Origin of the sequence: Streptococcus sp. SS-4456, from assembly GCF_036680365.1 — a bacterium.
GTDB lineage: Bacteria > Bacillota > Bacilli > Lactobacillales > Streptococcaceae > Streptococcus.
This window is the reverse complement of sequence record NZ_JAVIHI010000020.1, coordinates 1-22,107: the sequence shown is the minus strand read 5'-3', so window position 1 is coordinate 22,107 and position 22,107 is coordinate 1. Positions and strand designations below refer to the sequence as shown.

23 protein-coding genes are annotated in these 22,107 nt (G+C 41.3%); all 23 read right to left on the bottom strand.

What is annotated here, in order from left to right:
* Nucleotides 1–10 precede the first annotated feature (10 nt).
* Entirely contained in the window at nucleotides 11–637 is a 627-nt protein-coding gene (rplC, locus tag RFK25_RS06840) for a 50S ribosomal protein L3 (protein WP_011921686.1), read from the bottom strand.
* 97 nt (nucleotides 638–734) lie between these two features.
* Nucleotides 735–1,043: a 30S ribosomal protein S10 gene (gene rpsJ, locus RFK25_RS06835; protein ID WP_002939332.1), complete on the bottom strand. Its 309-nt coding sequence runs from the start codon at nucleotides 1,041–1,043 to the stop codon at nucleotides 735–737.
* Between the two features lie 266 nt (nucleotides 1,044–1,309).
* Complete coding sequence (locus RFK25_RS06830) at nucleotides 1,310–1,780, bottom strand: sigma-70 family RNA polymerase sigma factor (protein WP_332412527.1); 471 nt, start codon at nucleotides 1,778–1,780, stop codon at nucleotides 1,310–1,312.
* A gap of 89 nt (nucleotides 1,781–1,869) precedes the next feature.
* On the bottom strand, nucleotides 1,870–2,418 hold the full coding sequence (locus tag RFK25_RS06825; protein ID WP_332412525.1) for a nucleotidyltransferase family protein: 549 nt from the start codon (nucleotides 2,416–2,418) through the stop codon (nucleotides 1,870–1,872).
* A 412-nt stretch (nucleotides 2,419–2,830) separates the two neighbouring features.
* Entirely contained in the window at nucleotides 2,831–3,148 is a 318-nt protein-coding gene (locus RFK25_RS06820; RefSeq protein WP_004195480.1) for a DUF1292 domain-containing protein, read from the bottom strand.
* Nucleotides 3,149–3,159: 11 nt separating this feature from the next.
* Complete coding sequence (ruvX, locus tag RFK25_RS06815; protein WP_079270427.1) at nucleotides 3,160–3,579, bottom strand: Holliday junction resolvase RuvX; 420 nt, start codon at nucleotides 3,577–3,579, stop codon at nucleotides 3,160–3,162.
* Nucleotides 3,579–3,845: an IreB family regulatory phosphoprotein gene (locus tag RFK25_RS06810; RefSeq protein ID WP_029177693.1), complete on the bottom strand. Its 267-nt coding sequence runs from the start codon at nucleotides 3,843–3,845 to the stop codon at nucleotides 3,579–3,581. The genes ruvX and RFK25_RS06810 overlap by 1 nt, the downstream gene beginning before the upstream one ends.
* Nucleotides 3,846–3,951: 106 nt before the next feature.
* Nucleotides 3,952–4,350, bottom strand: a complete 399-nt coding sequence (spx, locus tag RFK25_RS06805; protein ID WP_029177692.1) for a transcriptional regulator Spx — start codon at nucleotides 4,348–4,350, stop codon at nucleotides 3,952–3,954.
* 160 nt (nucleotides 4,351–4,510) lie between these two features.
* Nucleotides 4,511–5,662: a recombinase RecA gene (gene recA / locus RFK25_RS06800; protein WP_332412522.1), complete on the bottom strand. Its 1,152-nt coding sequence runs from the start codon at nucleotides 5,660–5,662 to the stop codon at nucleotides 4,511–4,513.
* Nucleotides 5,663–5,713: 51 nt separating this feature from the next.
* A complete protein-coding gene (locus RFK25_RS06795) occupies nucleotides 5,714–6,895 on the bottom strand; it encodes a competence/damage-inducible protein A (RefSeq protein WP_332412520.1) in 1,182 nt (393 codons plus the stop codon).
* Nucleotides 6,896–6,964: 69 nt separating this feature from the next.
* On the bottom strand, nucleotides 6,965–7,522 hold the full coding sequence (locus RFK25_RS06790) for a DNA-3-methyladenine glycosylase I (protein ID WP_248054903.1): 558 nt from the start codon (nucleotides 7,520–7,522) through the stop codon (nucleotides 6,965–6,967).
* A 17-nt stretch (nucleotides 7,523–7,539) separates the two neighbouring features.
* Complete coding sequence (locus RFK25_RS06785) at nucleotides 7,540–8,181, bottom strand: hypothetical protein (RefSeq protein WP_332412517.1); 642 nt, start codon at nucleotides 8,179–8,181, stop codon at nucleotides 7,540–7,542.
* An 8-nt stretch (nucleotides 8,182–8,189) separates the two neighbouring features.
* Nucleotides 8,190–8,780, bottom strand: coding sequence for a Holliday junction branch migration protein RuvA (gene ruvA, locus RFK25_RS06780; RefSeq protein ID WP_332412516.1), 591 nt, complete (start codon nucleotides 8,778–8,780; stop codon nucleotides 8,190–8,192).
* Nucleotides 8,781–8,808: 28 nt separating this feature from the next.
* Entirely contained in the window at nucleotides 8,809–10,746 is a 1,938-nt protein-coding gene (mutL, locus tag RFK25_RS06775; RefSeq protein WP_332412515.1) for a DNA mismatch repair endonuclease MutL, read from the bottom strand.
* Between the two features lie 107 nt (nucleotides 10,747–10,853).
* Nucleotides 10,854–12,368 (bottom strand): quinol oxidase, encoded by a 1,515-nt coding sequence (locus tag RFK25_RS06770; RefSeq protein WP_332412513.1) that lies wholly within the window; start codon nucleotides 12,366–12,368, stop codon nucleotides 10,854–10,856.
* Nucleotides 12,369–12,557: 189 nt separating this feature from the next.
* Nucleotides 12,558–13,778: a bifunctional folylpolyglutamate synthase/dihydrofolate synthase gene (locus RFK25_RS06765; RefSeq protein WP_332412511.1), complete on the bottom strand. Its 1,221-nt coding sequence runs from the start codon at nucleotides 13,776–13,778 to the stop codon at nucleotides 12,558–12,560.
* 561 nt (nucleotides 13,779–14,339) lie between these two features.
* On the bottom strand, nucleotides 14,340–15,242 hold the full coding sequence (locus tag RFK25_RS06760) for a helix-turn-helix domain-containing protein (RefSeq protein WP_332412510.1): 903 nt from the start codon (nucleotides 15,240–15,242) through the stop codon (nucleotides 14,340–14,342).
* Nucleotides 15,243–15,343: 101 nt separating this feature from the next.
* Nucleotides 15,344–15,958, bottom strand: a complete 615-nt coding sequence (locus RFK25_RS06755) for an HAD-IA family hydrolase (RefSeq protein WP_332412509.1) — start codon at nucleotides 15,956–15,958, stop codon at nucleotides 15,344–15,346.
* 1 nt (nucleotide 15,959) lies between these two features.
* Nucleotides 15,960–16,706, bottom strand: coding sequence for a GNAT family N-acetyltransferase (locus RFK25_RS06750; RefSeq protein ID WP_332412506.1), 747 nt, complete (start codon nucleotides 16,704–16,706; stop codon nucleotides 15,960–15,962).
* Nucleotides 16,706–17,704 carry a Holliday junction branch migration DNA helicase RuvB gene (ruvB, locus tag RFK25_RS06745; protein ID WP_332412535.1) on the bottom strand — a complete coding sequence of 333 codons (999 nt, stop codon included), beginning with the start codon at nucleotides 17,702–17,704 and terminating at the stop codon, nucleotides 16,706–16,708. Before ruvB ends, RFK25_RS06750 begins: the two co-directional genes overlap by 1 nt.
* 150 nt (nucleotides 17,705–17,854) lie before the next feature.
* Nucleotides 17,855–19,120: a MerR family transcriptional regulator gene (locus RFK25_RS06740; protein ID WP_332412505.1), complete on the bottom strand. Its 1,266-nt coding sequence runs from the start codon at nucleotides 19,118–19,120 to the stop codon at nucleotides 17,855–17,857.
* A 236-nt stretch (nucleotides 19,121–19,356) separates the two neighbouring features.
* Nucleotides 19,357–20,610 (bottom strand): transporter, encoded by a 1,254-nt coding sequence (locus RFK25_RS06735; protein WP_332412503.1) that lies wholly within the window; start codon nucleotides 20,608–20,610, stop codon nucleotides 19,357–19,359.
* On the bottom strand, nucleotides 20,579–22,107 hold a 1,529-nt coding region (locus RFK25_RS06730; RefSeq protein ID WP_332412536.1), incomplete at its 5' end, for a hypothetical protein. The genes RFK25_RS06735 and RFK25_RS06730, both read right to left, overlap by 32 nt.

Sequence of the window (22,107 nt, the reverse complement as noted above, 5' to 3'; positions counted from 1 at the left end):
CCTTTCCTTATTATTTACCAGCTTTAACTGCTGACTTGATAGTGATAAGAGATTTCTTAGCACCTGGTACGTTACCTTTGATAAGGATAACGTTCTTTTCTGGAACAACTTGTACAACTTCAAGGTTTTGAATTGTTACACGGTTGCCGCCCATGCGACCTGCAAGGTTTTTACCTTTGAATACACGGTTAGGTGCAACAGGACCCATAGAACCTGGACGACGGTGGTAACGAGAACCGTGAGCCATAGGACCACGTGATTGACCGTGGCGTTTGATAACACCTTGGAAACCTTTACCTTTAGATGTACCAGTTACATCAACAACATCACCAGCTGCGAAAGTTTCAACTGTAATTTCTTGTCCAACTTCCAAGCCTTCAATGTTTTTGAATTCACGAATGAAGCGCTTAGGAGCTGTGTTAGCTTTAGCTACATGGCCTTTGGCAGGTTTGTTGCTCAATACTTCACGTTTGTCATCAAAACCAACTTGAACTGCTGCATAACCATCAGTTTCAACTGTTTTCACTTGAAGAACAACGTTTGGAGTTGCTTCGATGACAGTTACAGGGATAAATTCACCAGATTCAGTGAAGATTTGAGTCATTCCCACTTTTTTCCCTAAGATTCCTTTTGTCATGAGAAAAATATTCCTTTTCTTAATATTGTATTTAAAAAGTTTTTAACGAGCGTTTTTCATGCTCAAATCAAGATTCTGAGTTTTGCTCGCGACTTGATTACAATTTGATTTCTACGTTCACACCACTTGGAAGATCCAATTTCATCAAAGCATCAACTGTTTTTTGAGTTGGGTTGATGATGTCGATCAAACGTTTGTGTGTACGCATTTCGAACTGCTCACGAGAATCTTTATACTTGTGAGTCGCACGGATGATTGTGTAGAGGCTACGTTCTGTTGGAAGCGGAACCGGACCTGCTACTTGAGCACCTGTACGAGTTGCAGTTTCAACAATTTTTGCAGCTGCTGTATCAAGTGTACGGTGTTCGTACGCTTTCAAGCGGATGCGGATTTTTTTGTTTGCCATCTTTTTCTCCTTTTCGTCTATTTAAGATAATAGGCTAGCTCCACAAGAAAACCAACACGTGTTGCGTGGCAATGCAACCGAGCGTGTCGCAACCTCTTGCATCAAAGCTACAGCCGTAATTTTTACGGCACTAGAACATTCTATCAAATTATATTGTGCATTGCAAGAGTTTTTACTTAAAAATTTAAAAATCCCAAAACTTCTGTTTTGGGAGGCGGTTCGTGTATTCTATCGCCATTATTCTTATAATAATTAGTAGAAAACAATCATCGAAAGTCCTTTAAATGTTCTTGCAAATCCCGAAGCATATTCTTACGACCATTAAAACTCTGACCACTGATGAGTTTTTCATAATTTTCCAATTGGTCCATAGACAAATTTTTCCGATAATCTCTCAAGGCACCTCTCAACATCACTAGCTCGTCATTAACCAAACCAGGTGATTGGATGAGATGTGATAGGTCGTGAATGTCTTCATGGGGCAAACGGTCAAACTTGCGCTTCTGACTTTCCTGTCTGCGAACTCGGTCTTTAATCCGATTTCTAAATTTAACTTTAAAATAACAATACAACTGGGCTCTTTCCCCAATCAACCATGGTTGTTCTTCCAAGAGTTCGAACAAGGTTATCATGCCTTCCTGCTCCCAGTCATCTCTGTCCCACAGTTTGATATAAAACTCTTTACGAGCCTTGTTAACAATTCCTTTTACGCAATCATAGACCTTTTCAAATTCCATCGTCCTATCTCCTTTGTTTGATGGTTTAAGTTTATCGAAAAGAGCTAACTTTCTACAGGACATTTTTGTCTATCGGATTATATTTTGTTTCATTCTTCATATTTTATGGTTATTTTAGACCATTGTTTTTTCCAATTCTTCTTTTTTATTCTTTTCTCATATAAATCCATTCGTTTAGAATTACCAATAAAATAAGGAGTTGGTCGTACCAAATAATTATAAATATCAGTTAATCCATAAGGTGCAAATAGTTCTATATCCCCTTTCTCTGTTTGCCGAATACCAATTGCGGTACACCTTTCAGGAAATTTTTCTATTGCATCTTTTGACGATTGATAAGGAGAGGTATCCGGGCTATGAATGTGCATAAATACTTGATTCTTAACTTCCCACTGATATTCCGGATATCTTTGACGCAAATTTACTTCTAATTCTTTTGTTGCTTGATACGACACTTGCTGATCGTAAAAGATAAGATCAACATCCGTATTTTTATCAAAACGGTAGTGATTCCAGATAAAATTACGAATTGTTCCTGCACAAATCCATGAATCAGCTAAGTCTAAATCCTTTACAATCTCCAAAATCCTATTGATATCAGGGTCTTGCGATAAATATTTTCCCAACTCTTCTTTCATACAATCCTCCACCTTCAAGTTGTTCATTGATTTTAGTGTTATTTTTTTCTAGCTTCCTTAAAAAAATCGTTGGAATTATCATTCTAACGACAGGGAGCAGATTAAAACATTCACCAGACCTTTATTCGATTTCTAATTTATGGACTCATGATTCGATGTCCACAGGACCTTAATTCGCTCTTTGGTTTTCAAACTCATGATAAAAAGATCCAACCGGACCTAGTTTTGCTCTCCTGTTTTCAAGCAAAAGATAAAAAGGTCCAACCGGACCTTAATTCGTTCGTTGGTTTTCAAACTCATGATAAAAAGGTCCACTGGACCTGATAAAAAGGTCCACTGGACCTGATAAAAAGGTCCACTGGACCTGATAAAAAGGTCCACTGGACCTGATAAAAAGGTCCACTGGACCTTTTTATTCCTCCATAAAGCTGTTGAAGACTTCTTCAATCATATCCCACTCTGCTGTTGCGTCTTCTGGGATTGGTTGGAGGTCGCCTTCTGTGCCGTTCTCATTTTCAATGTATGAGTAGGCTTGGATTTCAACCTCTCCGTTCTCATCTTCTTCTGCGCTTGCAGGGATTAAGAGGACGTAGTTTTTGCCGAATTCTTCTTGACCGTCAATTGTCAATAAAATTTCAAAAAGTGTTTCGTTTCCTTGGTCGTCTACCAAAGTAATCAATTCACGTTCGTCGTGATTGTGGTCGTGTTCATGGTCATGATGATGTGCCATTCGTATCTCCTTTAAAATGTTCTATCTAAATAATTTTGCAAAATCAGCTGAGCTGCTAATTTGTCAATAACTTTCTTGCGTTTTCCGCGACTGATATCTGCCTGCTCAATCAGCATGCGCTCTGCCGCTACGGTTGTTAGCCGTTCGTCCTGGTAATCAACTGGTAGTTTGTATTGTTCAATCAATAAATTTCCATAGGCTTGACTAGCTTCGACACGAGGTCCGCTAGTATTATTCATATTCTTAGGTAGGCCTACAACAAACTTATCAACCTTATACTGCTCTACTAACTCAGTTAAACGCTCTAAACCAAATTCACCCTTTTCTTCGTCAATTGGGATGATTTCCAAACCTTGAGCTGTAAATCCCAAGGGATCTGAAATAGCTACACCAACCGTCTTAGAACCGACATCTAATCCCATTATTCTCATTAGAGGTCAATCCCATTTCCTTTCAGGTAGTAGCGCACCAATTCTTCGATGATTTCATCGCGTTCATGTTTACGAATTTGATTGCGGGCATCATTGTAACGAGGAATATAAGCAGGGTCCCCACTTAATACATAGCCAATGATTTGGTTGATTGGATTATAGCCTTTTTCCTCCAATGAACGATAAACACTGGTCAAGGTTTGACTAATTTCTTGCTTATCTGTGTCATCCAGACGAAAACGAACTGTTTCTTCTGTGAATCCCATACTTACACCTTCTTTCAATTTTTATTCATTTTCATTATATCACATTTCTAGAACAAGCACAAAGAAAGTGCAAAAAGAACTCCATAAATAGAGTTCTTCCTACTCTTTATAGGGCTGCTCGCATACGAGCTTGGGCATTTTCAACATTTCGAACTGCTCGCGGTAAGAAGGCGCGAATGTCATCTTCTTTATATCCAACCTGCAATCGTTTCTCGTCAATCAGAATTGGACTTTTCAAAATACGTGGATTAGAAGTAATCAAGTCAATCACTTCATTGACACTTAAATCTTCTATATCAAAATCCAAACTTTTTGCATAACGGTTTTTAGACGAAACGATGCTCGCGATTCCGTTTTCTGTCTTAGTCAATATATTTAGAATTTCTTCCTTGGTGATTGCCTCTTTAGCCAGATTATGTTCGTTATAGGACAATTGATGGGCATTCAACCAGTTCTTTGCTTTCTTACAAGAAGTACAACTAGATACTGTGTAAATTTTAATCATGTAGTCACTCCTTTGCTACATCTTAGTAAGCACATTATAAAACATTATACCACAAATTCCATCCGTCTGTAGACCTATTTTTAAAAAAACTTTAAATTTTTGGGCGAATATTCGTTTTTCAAATAGAAAAAAGTCTGGATAACCCAAACTTTTTCGTTTTTTATTCTTCTAATTCAATACCACCATCCAAGTCCAAAACAACATCTTGGACCTCTTCGATAGCAACAGGAGCCTCTTCTGTCACAGTTTCTTGCGTTTCATCAGCTTCAATCAAACCGTAATGAACACGAATCTTGCGGTCAATTTCATCAAAGATTGCTGGATTATCTGCCAAGAATTTCTTAGCATTTTCAGAACCTTGACCAATTTTTTCTCCATTATATGAATACCAAGCACCTGCTTTTTGGATGATGCCGAGGTTGCTACCAATCTCAATCAATTCACCTGTACGAGAAATTCCTTCACCGTACATGATTTCAACAACAGCTTCTTTAAATGGTGGAGCCACCTTGTTCTTCACAATCTTCACCTTGGTTTCCTTACCAACGTTTTGATCTTTCTTATCGCCTGTTCCTTTGATTTGTGTGTTTCCACGAACATCCATACGGACAGATGCATAGAATTTAAGCGCACGTCCACCAGGTGTTGTTTCAGGGTTACCAAACATGACACCGACTTTTTCACGTAATTGGTTGATGAAAATAGCTACTGTCTTGGTTTTGTTGATAGATGCTCCGAGTTTGCGCATGGCCTGACTCATCATACGAGCCTGTAAACCCACATGGCTATCACCGATATCCCCGTCGATTTCTGCACGAGGTACAAGGGCTGCAACTGAGTCCACAACAACCAAGTCAACCGCTCCTGAGTCAATCAACTTACCAGCAATTTCTAGACCTTGTTCCCCTGAATCCGGCTGTGACAAGAGCAACTCATCGATGTTTACACCAAGAGCCGCTGCATAGGCTGGATCCAAGGCGTGTTCCGCATCAATAAAGGCAGCGATCCCGCCATCTTTCTGAGCCTGAGCTACTGCGTGCAAAGCAACGGTTGTCTTACCTGAACTTTCTGGACCATAAATTTCAACAATACGCCCTTTAGGATAACCACCTGCACCTAGTGCAATATCGATAGATAGGCTACCTGAGCTCATAACCTGAACTTTCTGTTCAGCGCGCTCTCCCAAGCGCATCACCGCACCCTTACCAAAATCTTTTTCAATAGCTTTAAGGGCATCGTCGAGCGCCTTTTTACGCTCATCTCCAAATTTCTTTGTAATTTCTTCTAATTTTTTAGCAGGTTTTTTAGCCAATGCTGTTCTCCTCTTTTCTTAATCAAACTATTATAGCAAAATTCTTTTCTTTCACAAAGTGTTTCGTACAAAATCTAAGGCTTGCAAGCAAGCTAATTGGCGGATGTGTTGCCAAGAGTAGCCACCCAAGTCAACCTCTTTTTGGGAAATGCCAGAGGTGCTAGCCAAGGCTAGATATACCTTTGCAAGAACGTTATCCTCTGTCGATTCAGGCTTGATAAGTACCGACACAGCCAGTCCCAAATCAGCCTGTAGCTCCTCACGAATGCCATCAGCTTCTTCTGAGCACCTGCCCGATTTTGTACCTAACTGACCGATGACTTGACCACCGCTAAAATAAGGTTGCCCAGCCAAAGCCAAACTGACTTCTGACTGTAAAAGTCCGCCTGTTCCCTGCTCGACGATGGCTAGGGATTGTTTTTTCTCCACAAGACCATTCGCTACTGTTTGGACCAAACTATTTTCCTCACCATAGGCATAGAAATAGTCGACCAGTTTGTCACGTTGCAAGATTTCTTCTTCCAACTGATTCAAACGTAGATTTGCTTCTTCTTGGCTGGTCGCTTTGGTGGACAAGCGTAAAGTCACCTCTCCAACCTTAGCATAGGGTGCAAGAGTTGGGTCAGTTTGTTTGTCAATCAAATCAGCTAAAATCGTCACCAACTGACTTTCACCAATGCCAAAAAAGCGTAAGACACGCGAGTAGAGTTGTTGACTTGACTGGTCAAGCAAGGGCTGTAAACTTTCTGTAAACATGGCTCTGAGTTCACTTGGAGGGCCTGGCATTACTACATAGGTCACCCCATTTTGCTCAATCATGCCTCCTACTGCCAAACCAGCTGGATTTTGCAAAGCCTGACTTCCCTCAACGATTTGTGCTTGACGTTCATTGTTGGGCGTGCGGACACGACCTGGTCGGCTGGCAAAGAAGCGGTCTAATTTTGCTATGGCTTTTTCATCAAAGACCAATTTTCTACCTAAGAAGGTTGCCAAGGTCTGCTTAGTCAAGTCATCTTCTGTTGGCCCCAGTCCTCCACAGAGAATGACTAGCTCACTACGCTTACTGGCAATCTCCAACACCGACAAAAGACGCTTTTCATTATCGCCTACTGCTGTATGAAAATAGACGTCAATACCCAATTCAGCACACTTTTCAGATAGAAATTGCGCGTTGGTATTGACAATCTGACCGGTCAAAATTTCAGTGCCTACGGCGATGAGTTCTGCTTTCATAATCCTCCTTCTACTTTTGATAGCATGCAGTTGCCTGCCTATCTATTAGTTCGTAATTGGCTGGTGGTTTTAGATATTTTTCCAGTCACACGTATTTTCATGGTCGTTAATGAGCCCGGCTGCTTGTAGGAAAGAATAGACACAGACAGGACCGACAAATTTAAAACCTCGTTTTTTCAAGTCCTTGGAAATAGCCTCGGAAAGGGAGGTTTTAGCAGGAACTTGACGGTAGTCACCAACCGAATTGACCTGTGGGCGACCTGCTAGCCAAGACCAGATATAATGGTCAAAACTGCCGCATTCTTCCTGTAACTTGAGAAAGGCTTGGGCATTGGCACGGGTCGCGTAGAGCTTAGCCTTGTGCCGAATAATAGCTGGATTGTCGAGCAGGGCATCCAGCTGCTGGTCAGTCATGCTAGCAACCGCATGATAGTCATAATCATGAAAGACAGCCTTGAAAGCCTGTCGCTTGTTGAGCACAATTTCCCAAGACAGACCTGCTTGATAGGTCTCCAAACAGAGCAATTCAAAGAGAGCCCGCTCCTCATGCAAAGGGCGCCCCCATTCTTGATCGTGATAGGCTATATAGAGGGGATTGTTGAGATTGACCCAAGAACAACGGTTCATATTTTTCCTTTCTAGCATTAACGAATGGCAGTCTGATAAGCATTATAGAGCGATCCTATCAAATCTAGACAAGCTTTATAAGCTTGAACGAGCTCTTCATTTTGAGACAGAAGCACATAAGCCTCTTGCTCCAATATCTGCCTCAGAGGTTCTACCTTACCCTCATAAGCCACATAATCAACTGTTTTTAGATAGGCTTGATAATTTTCCAGGATTGATACATACGAACCACTCCTATCGCGTAGCTCCGCCTTTCTCACTTGTTCACGATAGTGTCTTTGTAAAAAATAAGCAAAATGTCCGCCAGAATGTTCATCTTTCTGCTTAATTTGCAGACCCGTGTATGTATCCCAATAACCGACATAATTCGGTATTAGAGAAGCAGTTAGACGACCAGAATAGGTATCGCCGAGATGATGAAGTGTCCCAAGGCGAACATAGTCCTGTTGATCCGCCATCAAGGCCTTATAGATGGTCGATATTTTTTCCGTGTCTTTCAAAGATGCTCGAGCTTCAAAAAAGTGGTAATTAGGGTCTATGCGTCCTATGATGACAACCTCTTCATGAGGCATATAGTGATAATCAATAGAAAATTCTTTCCCTGACAAAGGATAATTTGGTCTATGGCTAGTCCCAGCATGTATCAAATTTAAACTCATCACTATCCTCACTTCATCAGCATTTTAAGGGCTGATTTGATGTAATTTTCTGCGGTGTCGGTAGTGCCGTCAAAGAATTTCTTGATTTTCTTGAGTTCGGCTGGTCGGTAACCGAGTGCTTCCATGGCTTCCATGGCTTCATCAAGTGCAACATTTTCACTAGCTGGGGCAACTGACTGAACCGGACCTGCTTCTTCGCTCATAACAAACTTGCCTTCCAAGTCCAAAATCATCTGCTGGGCTGTTTTCTTACCAATCTTTGGAAACTTGGTCAGATAAGTAATATTTTTTTGCTCAATAGCCCGCACCAGACCATCGTTATCGTCAACGGCGATAATTGCTAGAGCCGTTGTTGGTCCAATACCTGATACTGAAATCAGACTGAGGAATACAGATTTTTCAGCCTCTGTCGCAAATCCGTAGAGCAGATGAGCGTCTTCACGAATAACTTGATGGGTATAGACTGTTATTTCTTGCTGGACCTGCCCAGAGTAAGCATAGGGATTAGCCACCTGCAAGAGATAGCCAACGCCATGCGTTTCTACCACAATATACTTTGCAGTAATTTTGGTTAACATTCCTTTGATATAGTCGTACATATACTTCCTTTACTAGTGTGTCAATTGCTTAATATTTCCCCAACTCTCGCAAACTGGTATGATTTTCCTGAATACGTCTGAACATTTTTTCCATGTCTGACTTGCTGAAATGCACCAAGACTGGGCGGCCATGCGGGCAGTTATAAGGGTTCTGACAATGCGATAATTGCCGCAATAAATCACGCGCCGAATAATCATCCAAGGCATGATTGGCTTTGATAGAACGCTTGCAGGACATCATAATAGCCAACTCTGCCCGATACTGCTTGATGGACACCTGGTCTGTTAGAAGTAGCATATCGCACATCTCGTAAATACCAGCCTCAATCTCCTCTTCTCTCATCCAGATAGGGTGCTCACGTAAGATGAATTGGTTGACACCATACTCTTCTAAGTTGACACCAACTTGACGAAGGGCATCCATTTTATGCGCAAGATTGAGGGCATCATTTTGAGGGAATTCAAAGATATAAGGCACCAAAAGTTGCTGGGCGGAGTTATCTACCTGACCAATTTTCTCACGATAATATTCGTATTTGACCCGCTCCTGTGCAGCATGTTGGTCGATGATATACAGTCCTGTTTTTCCTTGTGCAAAGAGATAGGTGCCGTGCATTTGACCAAAATATTCCAATTCTGGGAAGGTTGAGGTTTCTTCCTGATCCAACTTGTCTGCCACCTTAGCCAGTTCCTTACTAGTTAGATTTGGGTGGTCCAAATCATCAGTAATTTCTGTCTGCCGTTGGGCAAATTTGATAGTGACAGACTTGTCAACTTGACTTGTCATCTCTGTCAGGTTCTTGTCTTCTTCCAAAGGCTTGATGTCTTCTGAAACCACCTCTGGTTTGAGGAAGAAGTCCTGCTTGACAGTGTCATAGTAGAGCTTGCTTTCCTTGAGTGGCAAGGTGACCTGCTCTGCTTTGACCTTGGTACGCGTACTAGACTGGGCCAGATTTTCCAGGGCATCAGGAATTAAATCCTGCTCCTTGAGTGCCTTGATAATAGCTTCACGGATCAGGGTCATCAATTCCTTTTCCTTGGAAATGCGAACTTCTTGCTTGGTCGGGTGAACATTGACATCGGCAAGATAGGGGTCAATCTCAATGGAAATCACTGCCAGCGGAAAACGCCCTACCATGAGCTTACTACCGTAACCTTCTAAAATAGCACGGTTAAGCAGGAAATTCTTGATGTAACGTCCATTGATGAAAATGGAAATGTAATTGCGGTTGGCACGGGTCAATTCTGGCAGGGAAACATAACCCGAAACCTGAAAATCCAAGTCCTCGGCCTCAATCTCCACCATTTTTTTAGCAGAAGCAATACCGTAGATACCCGAAATAGCTTGACGGAGCTTACCCGTTCCAGCTGTCCGCATCAATTCCCGTCCTTCATTGACCAAGGTAAAGGCGATTTCAGGATGGGCCAGGCTCAGCCTGTTGATAATATCAGCGATATGCGATAACTCGGCCTGCTGACTGCGAACATACTTAAGACGGGCAGGGGTATTGTAAAACAAATCCGAAACGGTTATCTGGGTGCCGACTGGGCGACTGATTGGCTCCTCTGACTCAATCACTCCGCCCCTGGAAACCAAACGTAAGCCGTGAGCATGGTTGGCTGTAGCCGTTTCAATAACCATTTGACTGACAGAGGCAATGGACGGTAGAGCTTCACCACGAAAACCCAAGGTCCGAATACGGAACAGATCTGCCTGATTTTTGATCTTACTAGTCGCATGCCGACGCAAAGCCAAAGCTACTTGGTCAGGGGCAATACCTTCGCCGTTGTCCGTAATTTGAATAGTTTTTAGCCCAGCTTCTTCGATGCGAATCTCAATCTGACTCGCACCTGCGTCAATCGAGTTCTCAACCAACTCCTTAACCACACTGGCTGGACGTTCAATGACCTCTCCAGCTGCAATCTGGTTGGCTAAAATTTCTGGTAATTCGATAATTTGTGACATATCTTTTCCTACATTTCTTTAGACATTCTTTTCCCGTTTACTTATTCCTCCATTATACCACACATCCCTTTGTTTCTAAGTCCATGAAAAAATGACTGCCTGGGCAATCATTCATTCTTTTGATAGACAGTAAAGTAATCGGTAGTTTTGACAGGTTTATACTGCAGCTCTAAATTTGCTTTTACATCATCTAAGAGCGGGATGTTCTTATTAACAATCACCAGACTTGCCTCATTTTTATTGAGGTCATATAGCAAGCTATTTTGATTACCAGTCGTAGTCAGATAGGGCTCCGCTGAGATAATGGTGGCGGATGACAGACGCTGGCTATCCAGATAGATACTAGCGCTATTATCCCAAACGTAAATCTTATCCGTCTTAGTCGTTTCTTGTCCAACATAACTAGCAATGCTTGCACGATCCGTGACCAAATCCCCCTCTACAAAATAAGTATAGGCTGGTTGTGCGACCATTCCAAAAGTCATGACAAGAGGCAGGAAAAAGTGACGACTGAGATAGCCCCGTTCCTCAACTTCTGAGTCAGCTCCCAAATGGAGAACAGTCATTACAAAACCGTATGGCAACAGACTAAGCAGTTGGCTATAATGACCATTTGGAGTTCCAATAATAAACACCAGCTGGGCTATAAAAACAAGCAGGATTAGAACCTTGATATGATTATGCCGACCTTGACCGAAGGAAGATACGGTCTGGATAAATCCCTTGAAAAAACCAGATAGCAACAAAAACCCAGCTACAACTGCCAGTATCACATACAAACCAGCATATTGGAAATCCAAGCCTAAATTGTAAAGAAAAGTCTGCTGGATAGCTGTTCCTAGAATCTGTGCTTCAAAGGCATAGTAGCCAACTAGATACAAGACCAAAAGAAGACCAAATATACTTGCTAATAATTGATAGAACCCTCGAGCCATTTGCCGTTGTTGCGTGTTAAAAACAAACAATATGAAACCAGCTAGCAACCATAATAAGAGGCTCTCTGGATAAATCAGAAAGGCCAAGGCTGCCTCAATTCCATACAGGATAAAGGCCTCATCACCCACAGCATTTGCAAAATAGCGGACTAGGAACCAAATACTTGCCAAAACAAAAGGAAGCGCAAAGATTTCTGCATATAAGCCGCCAAATCCTAAAGAAGCAATAAAAATATAAAACCAATGACTTGAACTAGTCGCCAACCGTTCCGACTGACTAAAATAGACCATGATTTTATAGAAATAAACTCCTGCGATAAACAGCGCAAGCATTTGGAGAAAACCAAATACAATAAATCCTCCATCAATATGACCTAACCAGGCTAGTAAGTAATAGAAAACACCGTTTGTTGCAAAGAAATCTCCATAGGGATTCTGACCTGCCATCATAGCCATTCCGGCATACAAATACTGGGTCTGCTCATTTGTAGCTAAAAAGGTTAGAAAAGGATTGGCTACGCTCACAAGGCTCAGTACTAAACTCCAAACGAGAGCCGGCCAAATCTTTGTTTTGGGCAGCCTGTCCTTAAAATCTTCACTCAGCTGATAGCCCTGCGAACGCCTCGCTCTTCGACGGCGCCGAGGTTGATAAGATACTTCGTGAGCAACTGCATCTAATTCTGTCATATTCTCCTCCTTGAATGTACTTTTTTTATTATATCAAAAAGCACTCCCGATGTCATTTCCTATCGGGAGTTCTAGAAATTTTCGCAAATTGCTCTAATTGTCGAAAGGTATGGCGTTTGGTCTCTTGGAATTCTTTTAAAAAGACTACTTTTTCTGCATGTGTCATACCTATTTATTCGAAAAAGCTACTCATTTTTTAAAAATCTGACGTACTTCTGAGATAAAGTAAAGGGAGCCAGTAATAATCAGTATGCCTTGTCCAGCCGATTTCCAGTCTTCTATAAACAGCTGATAGTTCTCAACATAATCTCGTCCTTGTCGGTTTTCCTCCGACAAGGCTCCATCATAGGTAAAGCTGGTTAATACAAGGGGAGTATGCGGTAACTTTTCTTCCAATAATCCAAGCATTTCTTGAAAATCCTTGCGTCGAAGGGCAGAAAAGAGAATAGTGACCGGTTCGTCTTGCTCCTGAATAAAGTCAATCAAGCGTTCGATGGCAGGAACATTGTGGGCACCGTCCAAATAGATTTTTGGCTCTTGAACGACCAATTCCAAACGACCGGCCCAGCTGGTTTGGGCAAGGGCATTTTTTATTAACTGAGGAGAAACAGTTTTTTGAATACTTGCCATATAAAGCAAAAAAGTTTGCAAGGCAACGGCCGCATTTTCTTCTTGGTGCTTACCAGCAAGACCTAGAACCAATTCTGACAGTTCCAAGTCCGCATTGCTGAACTGTCCTGCTTTGTAGGTGAATTCCTGATCAAATTGGTAGACAGGTGCTTGGTTATCAAGGGCAATTTGGCGACAGATGGCTGTGGTTTCTGGACAAAGCGGTCCTAGGACAACAGGCACGTTTTGCTTGATAATCCCTGCTTTCTGCTCTGCTATTTCCCTTAAAGTCGAGCCTAGTAAATCCTGATGGTCCATACCGATGGAGGTGATGACGCTTAGGGCTGGAGCCACGACATTGGTCGTATCCAAAAGTCCGCCGATACCTACCTCTACTAACGCCAAATCAGGCTGTTGGTCCTTGAAATAGAGGAACATAATGAGTACCATGACCTCAAAATAGCGGAAAGGCTCATAGCGTGCGGCAACTTCCTGCTCCAAGTCGTAGACTTTCTGTAAATAGTGCTGAAAATCATGGTCTGAAATGGGCTGGCTGTCAATAGAAATCCTGTCGTGCACGCTCACCATATGAGGTGACACGAAGCTGCCGACACGCAAGCCATGTGCCTGAAATAGCTGGCGCAAAAAGGCAATGGTCGATCCCTTGCCGTTGGTTCCAGCCACGTGAATGACCGGAACAGCAAACTGGGGATTTCCTAGCAGTTCTAGGGCATACTCAATCTTTTCCATCTTGTAATGAAATACCTGACCTTGTTTGGTGTTTAACCAATTTTCTAACATAGCCACCTCCTATATACTGTCTAGTATAGCAAAAAAGCCAAACAGATGTTGGCTTTTGAATAAGGTGAATGTTAAAAATTCCACCAGCTTGTTGAGAAATCTCCAAATGGAAAAACTTTTGTAAAAATTGTAATCATTGCTCTATCTCCTTCATTTGATAAAACTATTTTACAACTTGAAAACTTTTTTCAACAGGACAAAAATGTCACATAACAGACCGTCTTGCTACCAATCTATTTCTAATTCTAACAATTTAAATATGGATTACCTAATCACCCCAGAGCATCCTCAGTCCTCTCCATCTTGTAATGAAGTACCTGACCTTGTTTGGCATTTAACCAATTTTCTAACATAGCCACCTCCTATATACTGTCTAGTATAGCAAAAAAGCCTAACGGATGTAGGCTTCTTGAACAAGGTGAATCTTAAAAATTCCACCAGCTTGTTGAGAAATCTCCAAATCGAAAAACTTTTGTAAAAATTGTAATCATTGCTCTATCTCCTTCATTTGATAAAACTATTTTACAATCTTAGTAAATTCTCCAACAGGACAAAAATGTCCTAAAATTGACTATCTTTTCTCCACTCTTCTTCTAATTTAGCCGTTAAGTGGGCATTACCAATTATTCTTGCAAAAAGAAGTGCTTCTTCATATAAGGTAGTTGCTGCATCTTTATCTTTATTTATTAACAACTCATATTTCCACTTAAGCAGATTAAGAATAGGTTTCTTTTGAAAGTCTTGGGTCTTCTGCATTATCTTATCAAGTGCTTCAAAGAGTGTAGGAATATAGCTAAATTCTTCCTTTTGTCCCAAAAGTCCAACAGAAGTTATCATCACATCCCTTAAAATAAACAAATCCCCAGATTCAACTAATTCTACTTGGCTTGGTAACTTTTCCACCAAGTCTAAAAAGTGCTGAAAATCACTGCTCTGTTTAATTTCCATTCTCAAATTGATTAAATAGAGCTGGATTATCAACAAATCATTGGCTGAAAATTGTTTTTTTCTATGTATCTGTTCAAAATAGTCATCTAGAATATCTTGACCAAACTCTGCTGTCTTCGTTTCAAATACGTCAATGGTTGATTGAATAGCATCGATTGCTATTTTCTCCTCCTCTGGCAAGTCATCATAATAGTCATCATAGATTTCTGTCATCATATCTGCCCGTTTTTCCATCAATTCCTCATTTTCATAAGTTGGTGTGCGAAGCACATCAAATTTCAGTTTGGAATATCGTTCAGGTAGCGACACATAATCTGGCATAAGCTCGTAGAGCCCCATGCCTAAGCGGGTTGCGATATATTGGATTTTTGAAAAAGTCGGCTTAGAAGTACCTGCTTCGATACGGGTTAATTGGCGGACGGAGAGCTCAAGTTCGTCATCGCAAAACTGTTCACGTGTCAGACTAGCGTTTTCTCGAAGTTGACGTACACGTTGTCCAAATTCTTTATCGTTCATAACTCACCTCGCTATTTTTATTTCACATCCCTAGTGTATCAAAATTAGCTATAGATGACTAATTGAATATTTTCATGACTTGCAATAGTTTTAAACTATATCTATACTTCAAACTTTTCTTTTATATCCACCAACTTCTCAATCTTCCAATTTTTCTTAACACCATCAATTTGTAAATTGATACTGTGAATTCCTGCGTTGACAGCTGTTTCTACATCGAGCATACGGTCACCGATATAGTAGGTGCTTTCCTTGTCCAGCCCGTATTTGTCGATAAGAAATAGCAGAGCTTCTGGACTTGGTTTGCGGGCAAAACCAGAATCGCTTGTCAAGATTTCTGTGAAATGGTGACGGACACCCAAATCCTCCAAAACCTGAAAAGCATTGTCACTCTTGTGGGTATAGACAAAGTTTTGGATGCCTTGTTGAGCAGTCCAGTCCAGAATTTCACGCGCACCAGCCATCAAGGGAATCTGCGTATTTTTCTCCTTCAAGGAAGTCGCACGCACACGATTAAGTTCATCGCTATCCAGACCGTATTTGTCTGCATCACGCACCAATAAATCTTTAACAGAATAGCGCAGTATAAATTGTCTGACTTCCTCACGGTCAAAAGGTAGTTTGTATTGTTCATAGGTTTCTTGAATTCCAGCCAATATCGCCTCATAAGAATCCAAGAGCGTTCCATCCAAATCCCAAATAAATGTCGGTTTCATCTTATCTCCATTCGTAAGCCTGATAGGGTCTGTCCAGTTGGTAGCCCAGCTTTTCAGCCAGTTTCAAGGATGTCAAGGTGTGGGCATCCCAGCTTGGATAGAGTCCGCGGTCTAAACAAGCTAAAATTAACTGAGCCGCACAGGCTTTTGCCAAACCCAGACCTCGATAGTCTTCCCTAGTATCCACTTCTATCTCAATCCCAGCTGAATAGCTGGCATAGGACGAAGCCCCCGAAACCACCTGACCCTTGTGCAAGATGACATAGCCCAGACCCAAGTCCAAAAATTGTTCCACATCTATATAATTTCCCACCAAATCCCATGACCATTCCTCTACCAGACAAGCCTCGTACAGATTACGGTCAATCAGTTTCATATCAAAGCTTTCAGGCAAGTCATCAACCAGTTTCTGTAAATGCCCAAGGTCAAATTCAGTGTCCTTTTTCGTAGCGTATCGAGTAAAAAAACGAACTTCGTCTCCGTAAGCTTCTTCTATCAAGTCTGACCAGGCTTGGTTTTGGGGGACTAGAATAATATCTTTACCTTCGCACATTTTTAGCAAGTCTCGATGTGGCTGGCCAGCTAAAAAACCAAAGAAGCTCTGCCGTCCATAGAGAGCTAGGGCTGACTGGGGCAACTGGCTGTCATCAACATAAATGTCTCCCATAGTACCTTCTAGACAGGTCCAGATAATCGTTTCAGGCCAGTCTCCAAATAAACGAGCTAATTGTCTCATCTGCTCTGCCATTATTTTTCCATATAGGGATAACCCAAGTGCTCGTAGGCCTTGGCTGTCGCAACCCGCCCCGTCCGTGTCCGCATGAGGAAGCCCTGCTGAATCAGGTAAGGCTCGTACATATCCTCCACCGTCTCACGCTCCTCGGCAATATTGACCGACAGGGTGTTGAGGCCGACAGGACCTCCGCCATACATCTCAATCATGGTGCGGAGAATCTTCTGGTCCACATAGTCCAGCCCTTCGCGGTCCACGTCCAGCATGGTCAGAGCCTTGTCTGTAATGGTGTCGTCAATCAGGCCGTCGCCCATAATCTGTGCGAAATCCCGTACCCGCTTAAGCAGGCGGTTGGCGATACGGGGAGTTCCACGAGACCGACGAGCCAGCTCAATAGCAGCTTCATGAGTAATCTCCATATCAAAGATATCCGCCGTCCGCTCGACAATCTCCGTCAAATCAGCCAGTTCATAATACTCCATATGACCGGTAATACCAAAACGGGCCCGCAGAGGATTAGACAGCATACCCGCACGAGTGGTTGCTCCAATCAGAGTAAAAGGTGGCAACTCCAAATGCACGGAGCGACTGGCCTCCCCTGCTCCAATCATAATGTCGATGTAGAAATCCTCCATAGCAGAGTAGAGAATTTCCTCGACCGCCATGGGCATACGGTGGATTTCATCGATAAAGAGGACGTCGCCAGGCTCCAAGTCGTTGAGAAGGGCCACCAAGTCACCTGCTTTTTCAATAACAGGACCACTGGTCTGCTTAATGTTGACCCCCAATTCGTTGGCAATGACAAAGGCCATGGTCGTCTTCCCTAAACCCGGAGGGCCAAACAGAAGCGTATGGTCCAAGGCTTCATCACGGAGCTTGGCTGCCTCGATAAAGATTTTCAGCTGGTCCTTGACCTTATCCTGACCGATGTATTCATTTAATTTCTGCGGACGCAGGGTACGTTCTACGAACTCCTCATTCTGCATTTGTTCCATGTCTAAAATTCGATTTATCATGAAACCATTATAGCACAAAATGAAAATACCAGACTCAATGAGTCCAGTATTCTCAGGAGATTATATGAAAAAGAAGTTTCGCTATTTCTAGCTTGAATAGAGTATAACTCGTCAAGCTTAAGGGAAACTAAAGCAGAATTCATTTTATTAATTTTCCACTATTCGTAAAAATCGTTTTAGATAGTGCGAATCTAACTCATTGTACTGACTGCCTTCTGTTGAACTTTCTTTGGGAATTTTCAGATTCATCAACTGCCTATCAAACTCCTCTAGTTCGATGTAGGTATCGTCAGATACCAAGTTCTGATTAACAGTTGGTTGCATAAACACAATCTTTTTCCCATCCAGTTGAATTTGATAGCTAAACTCCCCTTGCCTTTCAGACCTGCTCACTATCACTAGCTTGGTCCCAAAACCTGTCCAGACAGACTTGACATCGCTGTAAAGATATTCCTTGGACGGAGCCAGCAGATTGATGTCGATAATCTGGTCTTTGGTCACGGCTGTTGTGGTAGAAATCAGCAGAGCGGTCAGTAGGATACAAGAACCTGCCAGTCCCAAACCGTATTTCCAAGATAAATTCACCAGCTTCGCCAGTTTTCCCAAAATAAAAACGAGAAAAGCCATGATAAATGCCATGGAAACCTTGCCCAGACCAGTCGAATACTCATAGAAGAGCCAATCGCTTGGTAGGAAAAATCTTTCGGTCAACCAGCCAACAAGGACAAAGTAGACAATCCCACCTACGAGGGAGATGAGACCAATCGGAATCCACCAGGCTTGACTACGATTCTTCTGGCGAACCTTGTCCCGATGTTTCCACCAGATTACGAGGTAGTCTCGCCAGAGAAGCGTTATCCAAGCGGTTGCTAGCAGGGAAACCACTGCTAGTAGGAAAAGATTTTCCTGACGACCCTCTTGGATTCGGGTAAACAGCCCGAGGATGGGACCTGATAGCGACAAGGTCTGCAAGAGAGTCATCCAAATACTTGGTAGCAAGGCATCTTCTAAATCTTGTTTGAAGTCTTGAAATTCACCGCTTTCCACAAAAGCAATGGATTCCTGTGCTTCTTCCAACCAATCCTCTTTCTTACCCAAATCTCTGACCACCTGGTCCAACAAATCAACCTTGTCTCTCAATTCTTCTGCTTGCTGATTGATTCCCCGCTTTTTCTCATGCAAGGCTGACTGCAAGTCCTCCTCTGGCAAGGCTAGGAGGTCCGTAATCTCTGCTAAGGAAAACTCAAAATAGCGGAGCAACTTAATCAAGCGAAGCTGACGTACATTTTCCTCCGAATAATCACGGTAATCGTTGAGCGGATTTCTCGCCAGTTCAATCAGACCCTTTTCCTCATACAGCCGAAGCGCCTTAGTTGACAAGCCTGTCAACTTCTCCACATCTTTGACCTGCATAAGCAACCTCCATCTGTTTTAATAGTCCTAACATACACTATTACCCTAGGGATGAGTCAAGGATTTTTTGATTTTTTATACAAAAACAGTCAGCTAATTCTTGCTGACTGTTTTCTGGAGATTATATGAAAAAGAAATTTCGCTATTTCTAGCTTGAATAGAGTATAACTCGCCAAACTTAAGGAAAACTAAAAAATTCTCTGGAAAATCCAAAGAATTTTGAGTGACAAACCATTCTATGCAGATACAAGTTTAGATTTTTCAGTTGCTAGCTGAGATTGGACTGCCAAGATAGTTGCAAGCAATCCAATAAAAGCAAACATCCCCCAAGTCAAATGAATATGTATAGTAGCTAACGTAGAAAAGAGAATGGTTCCCACAGGAAGAGAAAGCGTAAATAACATGGTCAATAAAGTATCTGTGCGTGCTAGCAGTTCCGGCGAAGTATTGGCTAATAATAGAGCATCAATTTTAGGATTGACCTTTCCGCCAATATAGGATGAAAATGCTAGAAAAACTACTCCAACAAACTCACTTAGTCCCAATAAATGGCTCAAACCAATTCCGGTCAATGCCAGCGCATTACAAATCATCATTTTTGTAAGAGATAACTTTGCAAAGTAATCATTTGGTGTCAAGCTCCCAACAATCATACTCACAACCAAGATAGCATTGATAGTCAAAAGACTCTGACCATAAGTCATCCCAAACAAGCTCTTATCTAGAAAATAGATAGTATAGATAGAACCAAGTGCACCACCTAGGGCATTCATAAGTAAAATACAACTTAAAGTTGTCAAAAGATTGCCAGAGGCATTGGTTTCAAAAACAACCTTAATAACATCAATCACATCACTTAGCTGTTGTTTGATGGATTGTGACGATGCTATTTCAATCTCATCATGCGTCAAATGTTTTTTATGTGTATAGAGTAAAATTCCAGAAATAAAGAAGAAACAAGCGTTCAACATCGCAACAATACTAAAATTATTACCTGACAATGATAGAAGCCATAACCCTAAAGCCTGCCCACCAATACCACTCACACAAGAAATGAATTGAAAGAAGGAATAAGCTTCCATAAGTTCATCCTCTTTCAAGTTCTTCTGCATAATCGGTAACCGCAAACCTGAAGAATAATCAGACAGTAAATCAGTTATCACATTCATCACACAAACAAGAGCAAATACTCCAATCGTTGTACTTTGTAGCAAGAATGACATAACAAAGAATAAAACAGTCTGAACAAGGGCTGCTGAAAACAATGCGTTTGCCTTTTTCTTAGTCTTATCTGCTTGAATCCCCATATAAAATGAAAAAATTGTAGGGAGAACCATAATTATATTAGCGATAGATATCGCCCATGTTGAGCGAAATTGAGTAGCTGCATAGATCACGAAAACAAGGTTATAAATGTGTGCACCCAATGAGTTGAGTAAACGTGAAACAGCTAATACATTATACAGTTTGTTCTTTAATAATAAATTCATTTTTTATTCTCCCGTAACGTGAAAATACATAGAGTAATTCTTTTTGTAATTTCCTATCATACTTTGCCTTAATTGCAACCATCACTAACTGTTTCTCTACGGCTGCCAGTAGTTTCTGATTCGTTGTAGCACTAAATATATCTAGCAAGGTATCTGCAACTCCCAACATTCCTTGCCTAAAATCTAGATATTGACCATACTCAACTAACAACCCCTTCACTAATTCTTGAGATAGGTCGAGGAACTTCTGATAACCAATATACTGCAAGGCTTTCAGCACCCCCGCAACCCCTGTAGTTAGATAAGGCGAAGCATACCCCAGTCCATATGCAATTGACGGTCCATACTCTGTTTCTACAATTTTGTCCAAAATCTTTGTTACAACATATTGCTGATGGGTAGCTGATAAAGCACCGTCTTCCATTAAGACCAGGACTCCAGCCAAGCCGTCTAATCCCGTATTGCTCTCTCTATCAATAAGAATTTTTAGGCGTTCATCATCTTCCTTCCAACGAATATATTGAGATAAACCTTCTAAATCCAATAATTGACTAATGGGAATGGAAACTTCAGGCATTGAATTTTCGTAAGGTATTAACTCATAGCAGACTTTTCCTAGCTCTGCTCTTACATTTTCAACCATTTCTTTTGCAACAGATATACTTGCTTCATCAGTGAGTAGATAAGAAATCAGTTGGGATAGATTAGTTTTTATACCATATCTACTTAGCAAATCATCTGTTAAATGAGCTTCGTATTTCTCTCCACTTCTTATTTGCAAACGACCTAGTAAAAATAAGATTAAATTCGCCAGTTTATGACAATCCCCAAGTTTTCCATCTAATCTATTCCATTCTTTCAAACTAATTTCATTGTATATCCCAATTAAATTATCATTTTCGTTTTCATAAGAATTTTCTAGATCAATAAAATACAGTTTATTATCTTCTGACACAATAAAATTATTAGCATGAATATCATTTAAAACAATATTGCGTTTATGGAAATAATCAATAAAATGCACCAGTTGTTTCGTCAGAGAAAGAAAATGTTGAAATTTATCAATATTTTCACCAGGAGTGTCGCTACTGTACGTAAAGAATGACATTGGACTAGCATAGTCTAGCAAATTCTGGCCTCTGATGCTTTCATAGATATAGTAGTCATTTATCCATTCTTTTACTCTTTCCAGTATCTTAGGAGTTCGATTAGAAGCTTGTAGGTGTTTAGCATATTTGTATTCATTTTCTCGCAGCATCTTTTTTGTAATCTTTTCATATGAAACGACTTCCGCTCGTGCTTCCTTAATGATAACTTCTTGATTGGTTTCCTTATCAAAACCTCGGTAAGTATTTCCACCATTACTCATACGCAGGCAATCCGTAACTTGATATTTTTCTGCAAGATATGCCTTTACTTGCAAGAAAACGGTGATAGACTTCATGTTGGTATTGCCAACCTTGGTCACTATGGAGAATGGTATTTGGGTAAGTTTCC

Bases quoted from the DNA above. Each gene is read 5' to 3' on its own strand.
- RFK25_RS06760 (WP_332412510.1), bottom strand. From the start codon at position 15,242: ATGAACGATAAAGAATTTGGACAACGTGTACGTCAACTTCGAGAAAAC.
- RFK25_RS06765 (WP_332412511.1), bottom strand. From the start codon at position 13,778: ATGTTAGAAAATTGGTTAAACACCAAACAAGGTCAGGTATTTCATTAC.
- spx (WP_029177692.1), bottom strand. From the start codon at position 4,350: ATGATTAAAATTTACACAGTATCTAGTTGTACTTCTTGTAAGAAAGCA.
- mutL (WP_332412515.1), bottom strand. From the start codon at position 10,746: ATGTCACAAATTATCGAATTACCAGAAATTTTAGCCAACCAGATTGCA.
- RFK25_RS06735 (WP_332412503.1), bottom strand. From the start codon at position 20,610: ATGAATTTATTATTAAAGAACAAACTGTATAATGTATTAGCTGTTTCA.
- rpsJ (WP_002939332.1), bottom strand. From the start codon at position 1,043: ATGGCAAACAAAAAAATCCGCATCCGCTTGAAAGCGTACGAACACCGT.
- RFK25_RS06740 (WP_332412505.1), bottom strand. From the start codon at position 19,120: ATGCAGGTCAAAGATGTGGAGAAGTTGACAGGCTTGTCAACTAAGGCG.
- RFK25_RS06825 (WP_332412525.1), bottom strand. From the start codon at position 2,418: ATGAAAGAAGAGTTGGGAAAATATTTATCGCAAGACCCTGATATCAAT.
- ruvA (WP_332412516.1), bottom strand. From the start codon at position 8,780: ATGTACGACTATATCAAAGGAATGTTAACCAAAATTACTGCAAAGTAT.
- RFK25_RS06810 (WP_029177693.1), bottom strand. From the start codon at position 3,845: ATGGGATTCACAGAAGAAACAGTTCGTTTTCGTCTGGATGACACAGAT.
- ruvX (WP_079270427.1), bottom strand. From the start codon at position 3,579: ATGAGAATAATGGGATTAGATGTCGGTTCTAAGACGGTTGGTGTAGCT.
- RFK25_RS06790 (WP_248054903.1), bottom strand. From the start codon at position 7,522: ATGAACCGTTGTTCTTGGGTCAATCTCAACAATCCCCTCTATATAGCC.
- RFK25_RS06820 (WP_004195480.1), bottom strand. From the start codon at position 3,148: ATGGCACATCATCATGACCATGAACACGACCACAATCACGACGAACGT.
- rplC (WP_011921686.1), bottom strand. From the start codon at position 637: ATGACAAAAGGAATCTTAGGGAAAAAAGTGGGAATGACTCAAATCTTC.
- RFK25_RS06785 (WP_332412517.1), bottom strand. From the start codon at position 8,181: ATGAGTTTAAATTTGATACATGCTGGGACTAGCCATAGACCAAATTAT.
- RFK25_RS06750 (WP_332412506.1), bottom strand. From the start codon at position 16,706: ATGGCAGAGCAGATGAGACAATTAGCTCGTTTATTTGGAGACTGGCCT.
- RFK25_RS06795 (WP_332412520.1), bottom strand. From the start codon at position 6,895: ATGAAAGCAGAACTCATCGCCGTAGGCACTGAAATTTTGACCGGTCAG.
- RFK25_RS06770 (WP_332412513.1), bottom strand. From the start codon at position 12,368: ATGACAGAATTAGATGCAGTTGCTCACGAAGTATCTTATCAACCTCGG.
- RFK25_RS06830 (WP_332412527.1), bottom strand. From the start codon at position 1,780: ATGGAATTTGAAAAGGTCTATGATTGCGTAAAAGGAATTGTTAACAAG.
- RFK25_RS06755 (WP_332412509.1), bottom strand. From the start codon at position 15,958: ATGAAACCGACATTTATTTGGGATTTGGATGGAACGCTCTTGGATTCT.